A 13,784-nucleotide genomic window follows, 5' to 3' on the forward strand; every position below is an offset into this window, starting at 1 on the left:
ATCAATAGAAGTAATAATTAAGGCGATACCGTTGAACACGAATCTTTCGGACGGAGTCATACTTCCATTTTTTGAAAAGGAATTAGAAATGAAAGGTACAAACCAATCTTTGACAGGGCTTAGAGGTCTGCTTGCATTATCTGTCGTTATCTATCACATATTCGGTTCAGCCATACTAGAAGGATATCTGCCGGAGGTTGCAAAGGAATCCCCTCTGTATTGGATCAACTATGCCGGACCTATCTCAGTTAACTTATTTTTCGTGATCAGTGGATTATTAATTACGCAAAGTCTGTTGAACAAGCGAACATTGGGGCAATTTGCTCTTAATCGTATTTGGCGTATCTATCCCGTGTATATTACGATCCACATCATTATTTTCGCTGTAGGTCCCTTTATCGGATACAAATGGATGGATGGCATTGGATTCGTAGATTATATTACTAACTTCATAACGAATACACTGTTACTTCCCGGCATTTTTCCTTTGCCTATCGCGCAAATTGTTGCATGGTCATTAAGTTATGAGTTGTTTTTTTATATTATTGCGGGCTTGGCTTGGTTTGTTTATCGTAATGAGAGACTTTCTGTAGTTTCAAAATGGGTTCTGTATGCTTTAGTTATCGGGTTGAGCATAGTCATTGTGGTTTATCACAGTAATTTCTTGTTTTTTGCAGTAGGTGTTCTGCTCTTTATATGTCAAAATAAGCTGCGAAATAGGTCGAAGCCTAATAAGATTTTTTATTTCAATGGATTGATATGTTTCATTCTCATGTATGTCGCTTATCATATATTTACTGTGCCAATCGCTGTTGCTCTCCTGTTAAGCTTCCTGTTGTTTATTCCAATCATTAAGGAATATGGGTTATTATCTCGCGTTCTTCGTACCGGTTTTATGATTTATTTAGGCAGGATCAGTTATAGCTTGTACATGTGGCATACGATGGTTATGTTTGCGTTAAAAATCTTTGTTCCTAAACTTAGTAGTATGATTGGCAGTTCATCTTTGTCTTTTGCGATGTATGCAGTCTTATCCCTTTTCTTATCCATTGTTGTTTCGCATCTATCCTATCAATTTATAGAGCAATGGCTAACAGGTCAATTAAAGTTACGGATCAAAAAAAAAGATATTCCTGCAGAAACAGGAGTGATTATGAAGACAAGTTGATGGTCAATTTTATGTAAATTAAATGTATTTATTGACTTAATATGTAAAGTAAAGAAACCTGGACTTCTTAAATTAGAAGTCCTTTTTTGTTTCATTTATGGTTATCCCTTGTCATTATTTCTCGGGAAATAGCATCTGCTAGCGAATGATCCGAAATAAATAGTAGTTTCACCCAAATCATTCCATTAAAATAGGACTGTTGAATCAACAATCTAGGGGGATGCAAAATCAGATGAACGCAGTACAGCTACGACACGTGCAGAAGACATCCGGCAGTACCGTATTAATTCCACACATCAACCTTGAGGTGAGCGCAGGTCAATGCGTCGTCATTCAGTGCAATCACGAATTAGGACATCAATTGCTGCTCGCCATGATCGGGCAGACACCGATATCGGAGGGTTCCATCTGGATTCAGGGAGAGGCGCTGACACCGGATCATACTCGGAGTTTTAGAGAAAAAATAGGGATTCAGCTGTTATCGGATGCGGCATACGAGCGTCTGAAGGTCCGTGAATTTCTCCATTTTTATGCTCGTCTCTATGAGACGAAGCCGGACATGGAGTTGTTATTGCAGCGGTTAGGACTAACCGAGAAGCAAAATAGCCGGGTGTCGCAGTTGACGCCGTCGGAATTGCGCCGATTGTCCATTGCACGTGCACTCATACATAATCCGCAGGTTTTGTTCATGGAAGACCCGGAGCAAAATGTCGATTTAGAGACTAGTTATATCATTCGTAATCTGATACCGGCTCTGATAGAGGAAGGCAAAGCGATCGTCATCACGACCCTGGTGCTGGAGCAGGCCATATCGATAACCAATGATGTGTATCTATATAGCCATGCCGGGTTCAAAAAGCTGGAGACGGCGGAAGAAGAACTCGAGCCCCTTGGCGATAAGGATGGAGATCAAGAGCCATTCCATTCAATAGAGGCCGAGGAGCAGGAAAGACGTTATACCGCAGCAGATTCCCGGACTGAAAATAGGGTGCCCGCTGAGGCTGCCACGGAGACTGTATCTCAAGAAACAGGAGCACGGGTTCCGTTAACTGCGCCTAAGACCGCAACAGAAACGGAATCCAACGAAGCTGCGCTGAAATCCGCCCAGCTAAGCGCTTTATCTGATCAATCGCATTCTTCAGAATCCGTTGATGAAGCCAGGGCTGCAGCGCAACCGGTTCCCATGGGAGCTCAAGTGCCGGCCTTCGTCCAGCCCGTACGCTTCGAGAAGATTCCGGCCAAGTTGGGGGACAAGCTGATTCTGTTTGATCCGACAGAAATTGATTATATCGAGAGCCATGAAGGCGTCGCGAATCTTCATGTTCTCCAAGGGGTCTATGCCTGCTCCATGTCGTTAAGCGATCTGGAAGGGCGACTCAAGGGGTTCGGGTTCTATCGCTGTCACCGCTCGTACCTGGTGAACCTGCAGAAGGTCCGCGAAGTCATCACATGGACACGGAACAGCTACAGTTTAATTCTGGACGACCATTCCAAGAGCTCCATCCCGTTATCCAAAGGCAAATACGATGAGTTAAAAAAGATCATTGGCATTTGATTTGCGTTGCATTCATCCGAATGTTTGCTCCGTTCACAGCTGATATCGCAGGCTTCAATGGCGGATATCCTCCTTTCATCCCTATTATAATGCGGTGTTTTCGACGTTACCTTAACATGAAGGGTGTAAGGCGACAACGACAACCCGAAGGGATGGATCAAACGTGCAACCAATCATTGAAGTCAATCAGCTGCTGAAAGCGTTCGGAAACAAGAGCGCGTTACAGCATATCCAATTTAATGTTCATCAAGGCGAAATATTCGGATTCCTGGGTCCAAGCGGATCCGGCAAAACAACGACGGTGAAGATCCTGACTTCCCAATTGCTTCCAACCTCCGGCACCGTGAAGGTGTTTGGTCAACCTATACATAAAATGAACGATGCCAGCCATAAGCGCCGGATCGGCATACTGACCGATAACAGCGCATTATATGAAAGACTCACCATTCAAGACAACCTGGAACTGTTCTGCAGGCTGTATGACGTGGAATCGAAACGGATTGCCGAGGTGTTGGAAGAGGTTAATCTGGCCAATGATCGTCAGACGATGGTGAAAAAGCTCTCCAAAGGGATGAAACAGCGAGTGATGCTGGCACGTGCTATTCTTCACAAGCCGGATCTGCTATTCCTGGACGAGCCGACGTCAGCGTTGGACCCGGTTAACACCCTTCATATTCATGAGGGCCTGCGGAAATTGAATCGGGAAGGAACCACCATTTTTCTGACCACCCACAATATGATGGAAGCGGAGAGCCTCTGTGATCGCGTGGCCTTTATCCATGATGGCGTGATCAAAGCGATCGATACCCCGCAGCAGCTACGCCTGGCGCATGCCGATCAATCGATGACGGTGTTGGTGAAGGGCGAGGGCAAGCGGGTGCTGCAGCAGAATGAAGAGAGCGCGCGGCGCATCGGACAATGGATTCAGGAAGGCAGGCTGTTATCGATTCATTCCAATGAACCGACGTTAGGCGATATTTTCGTAAAAATGACCGGGAGGGAATTGCAATGACATTTTCCATGAAAAGACTGCAAGCCATAATAAACAAAGAGTGGAAAGATAGTATCCGTAACCCGCAAATTCTGTTGATGATGGGAATGCCGATCATGTTTGCCTTCCTGTTCAGCAAGATGGGGAGCGACGGGACAAAGGGCGATGACATGATGATCCTGAGCTTTCCGATATTACTCGCCTTATCGATGACAGGCGCATTCGTGCTGGCGATGATGGTGGCTGAAGAGAAGGAAAAGCATACCCTGCGCGTATTGATGCTCTCGCCTGCGAGCACTACCGAGATTCTGATGGGCAAAAGCTTCCTCACCTTCGTATTGACCCTGATCGCGGTGATCGCTTCGGTGGCCGTTTCGGAGGTGCCGGAGGTCAACTGGGGAATTCCGTCCCTGTTGATTCTCGTCTCGCTCATCATGTTCATTGCGCTTGGTTTAATCATCGGCTTGATGTCTCGTACCGTACAGGAGTCCTCCATTATCGGTTTGCCGGTACTGATTGTCTTCGTTATGGGCCCGATGTTCGCTCCCATGTTAGGCAATGAATGGATCATGAGCATCGTGAATTACTTGCCTACGCAGAAGTTTATCGATGTGATGGGCAGCGTCAGCCAAGGTGCCGCTATCAGCGAAATGACCCAGGATCTGCTGATCTGTGCAGGGTGGACGGTCATCTCCATCGTTGCAGCTGCCGCGGTGTACAGCCGTAAAAGATTCGATCGATAGCCCTGGCTGTCGTCGGTACCGGCCATTAGATCCAATTAAAAAAGGTCTTTCCCAAAGCGAACCGGGGAAGACCTTCTTGCCGTTCAAACTTCGCCTCAACCGGATCCGGCGACCGCAATGCCGCTGAAGGAGACCGGTCCGCTGAGCAGCAGTGAATTTTCGCCGGGGGAGGCTATATAGAGAGTATAACGGATCAATCCTTGGTTAACGACCGCGGCGGGAGGGGTATCACCGGCCGTCAGGGAGATGGGAAACATATTGAATGAGAGGTTCCCGGGATCGACGACCTGCTCATAAATGATCGTTCCGGAACCCGGCGTTCCGCTGCCGTCGCGCTCAATCAATAGAGTCATGGAGGAAGGCTCTGCCTCGGTTGTGGGCGGACGTAACAAGGAAACCGTGCCGGACAGCCATACGCGCACGTCCGTGACGTTGACCGTTCCAAGCGCCGGGATCGTTTGAAGTCCGATATCTCCGATAAGAAGCGGCTCGGAATTATCGATGGGTTCACTGTCGCTGGCCCACATTGGCATATGGACGGATAGACGCATGTCCAACAATTGAATCGGCATGGAGAGAAAACACCTCCTTTTAGGATAGTATATGATCCGCTTCAAGGAAGGTGTGCCAATCTGCAAGCGTTCCGTCCATCTCCGCGTCCGGCAGCCAAGCCAATAGAAAAAGCAGCCTCCTGGGCCGGGAAGGCCAAGGGGCTGCCGAGAGCATGATTATTCGAATGTGATAACGCCCGTGGTATGAAGCAGCACCAGTAATACGAGAACCGGCGCAATATAACGGAGCATGAACAGCCACACCCGGAACCAGCCTGCTTTCAGACCAGCGGCATCTGCCGCCTTCTTCCAGAAGTATCCCGCGAAGATGGTGGTGATCAGGCCACCGATTGGAAGCAGAATGTTGGATGTGATGAAATCCAGCCAATCAAAGAAATTTTTGCCGCCGATATCGGTAAGCCCGGGCACGATGCCGAATGACAACGCGGAGGGTAAGCCGACCAGCAGAACCAGTGCGCTGATAACCACAACGGCTTTGGTGCGTCCCCAATGCCAGCGGTCCATGACATACGAGGTTGGAACCTCCAGCAAGGAGACCGCGGACGTTAAAGCGGCGATGGCTAGAAGGACGAAGAACAATCCTCCGAAAAAAGCGCCCAGCGGCATGGCCGAGAAGGCGGCCGGCAGGGCAATGAAGACAAGGGAAGGGCCGGCATTCGGCTCGATCCCGAACGAAGCGGTTGTCGGGAATATGATAAGCCCGGCAATAAATGCATAGATCAGGTCGCCAGCGCCGATGGCGAGGGTAGCCGGACCAAGGGATTGCCGCTTATCGACATAAGCCCCGTAGGTCAACAGAATCCCCATCCCCAGCGAGAGGGAGAAGAAGGCATGTCCCAGCGCGACGAGCGCCGCTTCCGGGCTTAGCTTCGAGAAGTCCGGATTCAAGAAGAAGGATACGCCTGCTCCGGCCCCTGGCAAGGTTACCGCGCGGATCATTAAAACGATTAACAGGATGATCAGGCCAGGAATCAGAACCTTGTTGAATTTTTCAATTCCGCCGGAGATGCCCTTAGCTACTACCCAGCCCGTGATCGCAATAGCGACAACTTGCCATATAATCGGCATATAGCCTTCCGTAAACCCAGTGAATTGACCGCCGAAATCCGTATTGTTGTACAGATTACCGCTAAACGACATGACCGCATAATGAAGCGTCCAGCCTGCCACAATGACATAGAAGGTCAGGATGAGAAACGGCGCGATAACCTGGAGCAATCCAAGCTGCCCGAAGACTTTCGGTCCGCCCGCTTTAACGAAGGAAGTCGCGGCACTCCCGCGGCCGGCTCGTCCGATGGCAAGCTCCGCCAGCAGGACGGGCAAACCGATTATGATAAGGCAGATGATGAAGAGCAGAAAGAAAGCTGCGCCGCCGTGTTCTCCCGTAATGTACGGGAACTTCCACATGTTTCCGAGGCCGACAGAGCTCCCGATCGCGGCCAGAATGAATCCAGCAGAGGAAAAACGATCGCTTTTCCCCGGTGAAGCTGGGTTGTTGAGCTGAGATTTCATAGATGTTCCCCCAGTTGTTTAAAGTTAAGTTCCTCTATTATATTTCATGTTCTGCCAGAAAGGCATAAGCAATTTTTCCTAACGGATCAAGACCTGCATTTGTATTATGCTGCCAACACCAAGTTTTCAATACTAACATTAACCACGATTTGTAAATAATTAAACCTTAAACACCAAGTTTAAGGAAAGGAAGGGACTTTAGATAGGGAAAAAATCACAAAAACGCCTGATGCAATTGAAGGTTTCGCGGGGGTTGACAGATACCTTTAAATAATATATCTTTAAATTAAGATAAATAAACAAACCAATAACGGAAAAGAGGGATATCATGATCCAAAGCTTAACCCGGATTAACGAATTGGCACAAAAACAGCGGGAAGGAGTGCTCACTGCTGCGGAAAGAGCCGAACAGCAAGTTTTGCGCACGGAATATCTGCGCGAAATTCGCGGACAGGTGCTGAGCACCTTTTCGGGATTAAGCATCGTGGATCCCGCCGGTAATGACGTGACACCTGAGAAACTTCGCAATGAGCAAAAGAACTGGAAGGAAAATTGAATAGCCATGACGATGCAACGCTATTACGCAGCATGGTAAACATAGTGAAACAAGAAGAAGGGATCGCCAATAACATGGCGATCCCTTCTTTATTTTTCTAACACCAAATATAAGTGAAGTGCGGCTCTCTATCCAAACCGCTCCGTCTTATACCACTTGGATTCCCTGCCCGTAATCTTGTCCACGATCATGGAGTAGAACGCCTTGATGGATATGACGAGGAACAGCTGAGCGTAGGTGAAGTACGACACGCAGGATAGAATGAAGTTGCGCGTGGTGCTTTGGCCGATGTCCGTTGCGAGCGCCAGGTTAATCTGCAGGACGTAGATGTAATACATTAAGGCCCAGGCAATGACGAGATACATGTAGACATCCCCTTCAAACCGGAAAGGGGAGACGACGGCCGGATTAAACAGCGCGATGATCTGATACACGATATTGGCGATAAATATAATATCCGAGATGATGATGGCAATCATAAACCAGAAGTAACTGGCCGCGTAATACAGCACATGCAGCTTAATCCGCCAGCTGCTCCGGTCGAACAGATGACGAATATTATCCGTGACGACGCTGTAGTTGCCTTTGGCCCAGCGTTCGCGCTGCTTCATGTACACCTTCAGATCCTCTGGCTCCTGCTGATAAGCTTCGGCTTGGGGAGCCAGCGCAATCAGCTGTCCCCTTGTCAGGATCTGAAACGAAATCGCGGTATCTTCGGTGATCGCATGCTCATCCCATCCGCCGATGTCCTGAATGAGCGCGGTTTTCACGATAAAGTTCGTGCCGGGAATGGTACCCAGCTTAAACAGCTGCCACAGTCCGGTATGATGCACGCGCTGAATGGTCACCAGCTCCAGATTGATGCAGCGGGACAGGAAATTCTGCCCGCGGTTACGGGCCTTGTTGCGCCCGAAGACGGCCCCGTAGCGTTCGGGCTGCTCCATCGCCTTCTGCGTGAGAAACAACAGCGCATTTTTCTCAGGAGCGGCGTCCGCGTCGTAAACACAGATCCATTCGCCCGTTGCCTGCTTGAGCGCGTCGTTCAAAGCGCCCGATTTGCCGCCGGTTCCGGTTCTCTCCAGGATCACAAAGTTGCGGTTCCGGTAACGCTCATTCGCTTTCAGCGCTTTTAACCGCTCGGCCGTTTGATCCTTGCAATTGTCGGCGATGACAATCAGCTGCATTTTGTGGTGAGGGTAATTCATCTGTAAAATGTGCTCGACCGTTGCCTGGATGACCAATTCCTCATTGTGCGCGGGGACCATGACCGTCACGGTGGGGTAATCCTCCAAATTGCCGGGATTCACCAGCTTCTGCCGGCTTTGTTTATGAATGAACACGATGGCACCGGCCATGATAATAATTGACTCCAGTACGGCAATCCATATGCTGATGATGGAGATAACGAGGAAAAAGTCAGTCACTGAACTTCCCCCGATCATACTTTCGTTTGATTTTCGAACGGAAGCTTAAGGTTGCGATCGTCAGGATGATGATGGCGATGGAGAACACGATGCTGACCCCGATGCAGAGAGGGATAAACCAATGGGTATACGACATCGGCTGCAAGCCTCCTTTTTCATGGTGATGATCACTTCGTTAGATATACTCCCCGATGAGGTCGGTTTCGGTATTTCGTTCTAAAGCGGAAATGACGTCATCGATATGTTCATATCGGCTGAACTGCTCTTTCTGGAACACGAGGCCGCCGGCTCGGACCACTAGCTTGAGGGACATGCCTTTTTTATCCCGGAAAGGGACGTTCATCATGGCGACTTTGATGCGGTCCATGAGGCTTTTGAGGTACTCCGGCTTGGTGAGCGGACACAGAATGATAAACCGCCCTTCGCCGATGGAGAACTTATAGTCCTCGTAACGGATCTGCTTCTGAATCGTATTGGACAGTTCTACAATCAGCTTGGCAAAGCGGTGGGAGCCGACGTTTTCCCTGGTCAGGGGGAGGAAATCGAGCTTAAACATCATAATGCAGAAGCCGTATTGATCGGAATACCGATGGGCCAGATTCGCTTGCTTCACCAGCGTGCTTTCAAAAGCCTCCTTGCTGCCGAGCGAGGTGTCAATGTCGATGTCCGGGTTGGTTTTCCTGAGCTGCTCGAGACGGCGGATAAATCTACGGCTTCGCACGAGAGCCAGCTTAATGAAGACGGCAATGGCGGTATTGGCGGGCAGCAGCAAAATCCAGGACAGCGTGAGCGCATGGATCGGAGCCAGCGTGGACAACCAGACGAAATACGTGACCAAATAAACAAAAACGGCGACCGTCGAAACGCCGACCGGCAGGAAGAAGCCGATAAGCAAAGCGGCCAACGAGCCGATGCTAAACATAAATTCCATGAAAGTAAAACTTTGGTTTACATGGATGTGCCAAAATAATAACGCCTGCTGGACGACGGCAAGAGCAATCAGCAGAAAATAACCGAATTCGACGCGACGTAAAGGGGTGGATTTTTTCATGAATGTCCCTACTTTCTAAACTCTTAAACCTTTTACGTGTGTGGTGAGGTCATTCCATATGTTATTTAAAAATTACCCAAATGTCGATAGATTTATCGATCCTTGTCGCAATGTTCATATTAGATAAAGAACGCAGCGTTGGTTGACCCTCCAACTCTCTGATAAACTGACCCTTTCAGGGATCGGGATCTATAGGATAGAGTAGGATTAGAGCGTCTTGATGTCACAGACGGCAGCGTTCATCTGTCTTATAGGTGGTGTAGCTTACTGTCGACAATATACAGAGTAAGAAGGTGTGCCTGATGTTATGGGATCAAATCTATATCGAATACAAGCCGATGATGTTCGGCCTGGCCTACCGGATGCTGGGTAGTGCAGCGGATGCGGAGGACATCGTGCAGGATGTTTTTTCCCAATTCGTGCAGATGGATCGGGGAGAGGTGCTTAACGAGAAGGCGTATTTGGCCAAAATGACAACGAACCGCTGCATCAACCTGCTGAAATCGTCCAGGCGCCAGCGCGAAACGTATACCGGTCCCTGGCTGCCGGAGCCGATGCCGGATTATGACATGATAAAGCGGTCCGATCCTGCGGAACGCCGCGAGAATATCGGATATGCCTATCTGGTGCTGCTTCAACGCTTAACGCCGCTGGAGCGTGCCGTCTATATCGCCAAAGATACGCTGGGTCTCGAATATCATGAAATCTCGGAGATGCTTGGAAAGACGGAGATCAGCTGCCGCAAGACCTTCAGCCGTGCCAAGGAAAAAATGGGCCGCCATTCGGAGGGGCCGGTGGGAGAAGGGACCCGGACGGAACAGCAGGAACGCTTCGTTGAAGCCTTCCTGCGGGCGTCCGATATGGGGAATTTTAAGCCGCTGCTCTCTTTCCTGAAGGAAGAAGTCACGCTGCTGTCGGATGGCGGCGGCAAAGTGAAGGCAGCCATCAATCCGATATTGGGCATGGAGCGGGTACGGGCTTTCTTCGAGGGATTGTCTGCCAAAGGCTCGTTCCGGGAAGGGTTTGAACCCGTCTCCGTCAACGGGGAGCCCGGTGTATTGCTGAAGCGGGAAGGCAGAGTCTCCATGGTCATTACGGCTGAGTGGGAACCCGACTTATCCCGTATCAGCCGGATTTTTCTTGTGGTCAATCCGGATAAATTGCAGCTGTTTAATCAAAACAGCCCGGGAACAGCCCTGTAGCGACGCCGATCCGGTTCCAGGCATTGATGGTCGTAATCGCCATGACCAGATCGACGAATTGCTTCTCGTCAAAATGCTTGCGCACGCGTTCGTATACTGCGGCCGGAACGCCGGCTTCGGACAGCTTGGTCACGCATTCCGTCAATTCGATGACGGCCCGTTCCTCGTCGGAATAGATTGGCACTTCGCGCCACATCGGCAGAAGGAGGAGACGGTCCACGCTCTCGCCCATGGAGAGCAGATCCTTCGAATGCATATCCACGCAGAAGGAGCAGCCGTTGATCTGGGATGCCCGGAGCTTGATGATCTCGTACAGCTTGTGATCCAGTCCGCTTTTTTGGGCCGCTTGCTCCAGGGCAAGCAGGGTCTTGAAGGCTTCGGGATTGGCCGACCGGTAATTCATTCGCAGTTCCATGTTCAGTTCCCCTTTACGTTTGAGGTTGATATTCACCTATATGACAGTTCGCCGCCGGGAATTGTGACATGTGAACGAAAAAAAGAAGAAACCCCTTCATGGATGGGGAACGAAAGCTTCGAAAGGGCCGCATTTCTTGGCAGAAATGCTATCCCGGGTAACTTTTCGTCCGTCCAGAGGGTTTCTTTGTCTTTATAACGCTTATATGTTTATTTTCCGGCCTTAAGCGGGATGCGCAGGACATCGTCCCGCTTATGGGTGGTATAGTTCGAAACATACACTTCGAGATCGGTATTGTCGAAATTTTCATACACGTCCATATGTCTATTGCTGTCATCGCCGATCAGGCCGATGATGGCCGGCATGCCATAGCTCCGATCTTCGCCGTCCAGATAATAAGTCTGGTTGACGCCGCCGAACGCCGGGTCGGAGCTCAAGGATTCCACATAGAGGTTGTGGTCCTTCATGTAATAGGTCCACGTGATCGGATAGCCGGCGATGCTGGACGTTAAGGTCTGATGCTCAGCCGAAATATCGGTCAAGCGGATCGGACTCTTGTCACCGGCGAATTCGTCGACGCGGTGCTTGGCGATCAGGGACACCGGCTGGTTCGCCAGGGAGGCTGCATTCAGTCCGGCCATTTCAAAGCGAAGCTCTGTTTTATTGGATTGTCCCTGAATAAACCATACACCTCCGTTCAACAGCGTTCCGCCTATATCTAGTTGATAATCCATGAAAGGAAAACGGGTATACTTTTCTTCATGGGTCAGGATCAGCCGGACTTGGGTTGGCGTCACGATCATTTCATGGATCTTCGTTTCGCCAGGCACCTGATCTACAGGGATATTCAGGACGTCCTTCCATGTGCCGTTGGCCATTTGTTTCTTGGACAGGGCCATATTCAAGCTCCAGATACCGTCTGCGCTTTGCAGCGTGCGATCATAAGCCAGCTGGAATGTCGTACCTCCTGCACGCAGGGAATCGGACTTGAATATTTGCTGGCTCAGGTATTCTCCGGTGGCTGCCGGAGTTCCGAAAGTAGAAGGTTTAACCTCCTTAATCATCTCATTCTTGCCATCGGCCGCTTGAATTCGCACCCAGCTTCTGCTGTTCATTTCAGGGTCCGTAAATCTAATGGCCGATTGGAGCAGGACATTGCCTTCGGCTTGCTCGAAGGACTGCAGGGTCACGCTGTCAATGCCATCCTTTTGAATGGGGAATACCTGCGTATTCGGGTTTTGAGGGTCGTAAGGGATGGACTGTGTTCCGTCGCCGGTAAAACGGATATTCTCCATCGCAAACTCGATATCCGCGATCTGGCCCTCAGCAACCCAATCGGTTTCGAAATACCCCTGGAATACGCCTAACTCCTCGTTCCACTGATGGGAATAATGGCCCTCGACGGAATGGCCTTCTTTATCCTTAAGCCCGATTCGGTCAAAAGCGATTTGTTCGCCGGCCCGCGTCGAGCCAGGATCTAAGCTGTAGAGCAGGAACGTGCGGTTCTCATCGATAAATGCCGTGTGCACCGTTAGCGTTATACCATCCTTCGTAACGGATTTCTCAATCGACTGGCCAAGCCCTTGTTCTAGCGCAGTCTGGATCCCGGCCTTGTAAGACAGAAGATGGGACCAATCATAATTCAAGGCTGCATAGACCGGTGTGGCCATTAGGGCGACGGAAATTCCGGTAATGATCGCAATTCGCTTTCGCTTACGCGGACGAAGCGGAGTCGATTCCCCTCCGGCCACCTTCAATTCGTCCTGCTGTATGCTGCTCCACATCCGGTCAAAATCAGGATAAGACACGTTATTCGCTGTGTTCATCTGATTTTTCAGATTGTTCTCAAAACGTTCCAAATTGCTTCTCCCCCTTCAGCCAAAAGCCGTTATGATGCTCGAGCTTTTTGCGCATGATTTTCAATGCTTTGTGAAGCCTTGATTTTACCGTTCCTACAGGGATCTTCAACGTTTCGGCAATTTCCGCCATCGACAGCTCGCCAATATAGCGGAGCGTGACCACGGCCATCAGCTTGTCCGGGAGCTGCCGCAGCAGGCTCTCCCATTCCGCGGCCGCGGCTTTTTCCAATACGATGGTGTCCACGGATTTAACCGATGCCGCGGTCTGTTCGTGAAGCCACTCGACCTGGCTTTGCTTTTCCCGCTGGGTCTGATTCCTTCGAAGCAGGTTCAGGCAATGATTCATCGCGATGCGCATGATCCAGGCGCGTGTATGCTCCACGCTTCTCCAATCCTGGCGAAATACGGTGACGAATACGTCGTGGCAGAGATCTTCCGCGTCTTGGGCGTTCCGCAGCATGTAGTAGCAGGTACGGTACACATCCTTGTTGTATGAATCGAATAACTCGCGTTCCGTCAATCCAAGGCACTCCTTTCTTTGCGTTATGTCTAATAAACAAATGACCCTTGGAAAGGGTTCATATTTTTTTTTGCGGAGGTGGCCTTGTAACGAAGGCGGGGACATTTTCTTATATTTTCGGATTGACTTCATTCTAACAAAAAAGAACATCAGCCCAACGTATAAAACGTAGGGCTGATATTCTATGGATATCTGTAAGATGGGGTGCCGCTGGCA

14 protein-coding genes are annotated in these 13,784 nt (G+C 49.8%); 6 read left to right on the top strand and 8 right to left on the bottom strand.

All coding sequences use genetic code 11. The annotated features are described in order from the left end of the window. Positions 1–31 precede the first annotated feature (31 nt). From M1D70_RS01975 to M1D70_RS01990, 4 genes are all read left to right on the top strand, one after another. On the top strand, positions 32–1,168 hold the full coding sequence (locus M1D70_RS01975) for an acyltransferase family protein (protein WP_456288985.1): 1,137 nt from the start codon (positions 32–34) through the stop codon (positions 1,166–1,168). A gap of 232 nt (positions 1,169–1,400) precedes the next feature. Next, positions 1,401–2,723, top strand: coding sequence for a LytTR family transcriptional regulator DNA-binding domain-containing protein (locus M1D70_RS01980; protein WP_456288986.1), 1,323 nt, complete (start codon positions 1,401–1,403; stop codon positions 2,721–2,723). 163 nt (positions 2,724–2,886) lie between these two features. Next, entirely contained in the window at positions 2,887–3,735 is an 849-nt protein-coding gene (locus M1D70_RS01985; RefSeq protein ID WP_009591298.1) for an ABC transporter ATP-binding protein, read from the top strand. Beyond that, positions 3,732–4,457, top strand: coding sequence for an ABC transporter permease (locus tag M1D70_RS01990; RefSeq protein WP_009591301.1), 726 nt, complete (start codon positions 3,732–3,734; stop codon positions 4,455–4,457). The genes M1D70_RS01985 and M1D70_RS01990 overlap by 4 nt, the downstream gene beginning before the upstream one ends. Before the next feature lie 95 nt (positions 4,458–4,552). On the opposite strand, the gene M1D70_RS01995 is transcribed toward M1D70_RS01990, so the two are convergent. After that, positions 4,553–5,029 (bottom strand): hypothetical protein, encoded by a 477-nt coding sequence (locus M1D70_RS01995; protein WP_456288987.1) that lies wholly within the window; start codon positions 5,027–5,029, stop codon positions 4,553–4,555. Positions 5,030–5,185: 156 nt separating this feature from the next. Next, positions 5,186–6,541 (bottom strand): sodium-dependent transporter, encoded by a 1,356-nt coding sequence (locus M1D70_RS02000; protein ID WP_456288988.1) that lies wholly within the window; start codon positions 6,539–6,541, stop codon positions 5,186–5,188. A 328-nt stretch (positions 6,542–6,869) separates the two neighbouring features. Here M1D70_RS02000 and M1D70_RS02005 point away from each other — a divergent pair, with 328 nt between their 5' ends. Continuing rightward, a complete protein-coding gene (locus M1D70_RS02005; protein WP_009593828.1) occupies positions 6,870–7,097 on the top strand; it encodes a DUF896 domain-containing protein in 228 nt (75 codons plus the stop codon). A 128-nt stretch (positions 7,098–7,225) separates the two neighbouring features. Here M1D70_RS02005 and M1D70_RS02010 read toward each other — a convergent pair whose 3' ends face one another. The 3 genes from M1D70_RS02010 to M1D70_RS02020 are packed head-to-tail and all read right to left on the bottom strand — an operon-like array spanning position 7,226 to position 9,572. Further along, positions 7,226–8,521: a glycosyltransferase family 2 protein gene (locus M1D70_RS02010; RefSeq protein ID WP_009593812.1), complete on the bottom strand. Its 1,296-nt coding sequence runs from the start codon at positions 8,519–8,521 to the stop codon at positions 7,226–7,228. Further along, complete coding sequence (locus tag M1D70_RS02015) at positions 8,514–8,657, bottom strand: hypothetical protein (protein WP_009593808.1); 144 nt, start codon at positions 8,655–8,657, stop codon at positions 8,514–8,516. Before M1D70_RS02015 ends, M1D70_RS02010 begins: the two co-directional genes overlap by 8 nt. A 39-nt stretch (positions 8,658–8,696) precedes the next feature. Further along, entirely contained in the window at positions 8,697–9,572 is an 876-nt protein-coding gene (locus tag M1D70_RS02020; protein WP_009593830.1) for a GGDEF domain-containing protein, read from the bottom strand. A gap of 302 nt (positions 9,573–9,874) precedes the next feature. Between M1D70_RS02020 and M1D70_RS02025 the strand changes: the two genes are divergently transcribed. Continuing rightward, on the top strand, positions 9,875–10,774 hold the full coding sequence (locus M1D70_RS02025) for a sigma-70 family RNA polymerase sigma factor (RefSeq protein ID WP_009593822.1): 900 nt from the start codon (positions 9,875–9,877) through the stop codon (positions 10,772–10,774). Here M1D70_RS02025 and M1D70_RS02030 read toward each other — a convergent pair. From M1D70_RS02030 to M1D70_RS02040, 3 genes are all read right to left on the bottom strand, one after another. Continuing rightward, positions 10,743–11,189 (bottom strand): carboxymuconolactone decarboxylase family protein, encoded by a 447-nt coding sequence (locus M1D70_RS02030; RefSeq protein WP_456288989.1) that lies wholly within the window; start codon positions 11,187–11,189, stop codon positions 10,743–10,745. The genes M1D70_RS02025 and M1D70_RS02030 overlap by 32 nt on opposite strands. 209 nt (positions 11,190–11,398) lie before the next feature. Next, the gene (locus M1D70_RS02035) at positions 11,399–13,048 is read right to left on the bottom strand and encodes a DUF4179 domain-containing protein (RefSeq protein ID WP_456288990.1); all 1,650 of its coding nucleotides are present in this window, start codon (positions 13,046–13,048) and stop codon (positions 11,399–11,401) included. Then, positions 13,035–13,568: an RNA polymerase sigma factor gene (locus M1D70_RS02040; protein WP_090910220.1), complete on the bottom strand. Its 534-nt coding sequence runs from the start codon at positions 13,566–13,568 to the stop codon at positions 13,035–13,037. The genes M1D70_RS02035 and M1D70_RS02040 overlap by 14 nt, the downstream gene beginning before the upstream one ends. Between the last annotated feature and the right edge of the window lie 216 nt (positions 13,569–13,784).

It is taken from the genome of Paenibacillus sp. AK002, assembly GCF_053903045.1.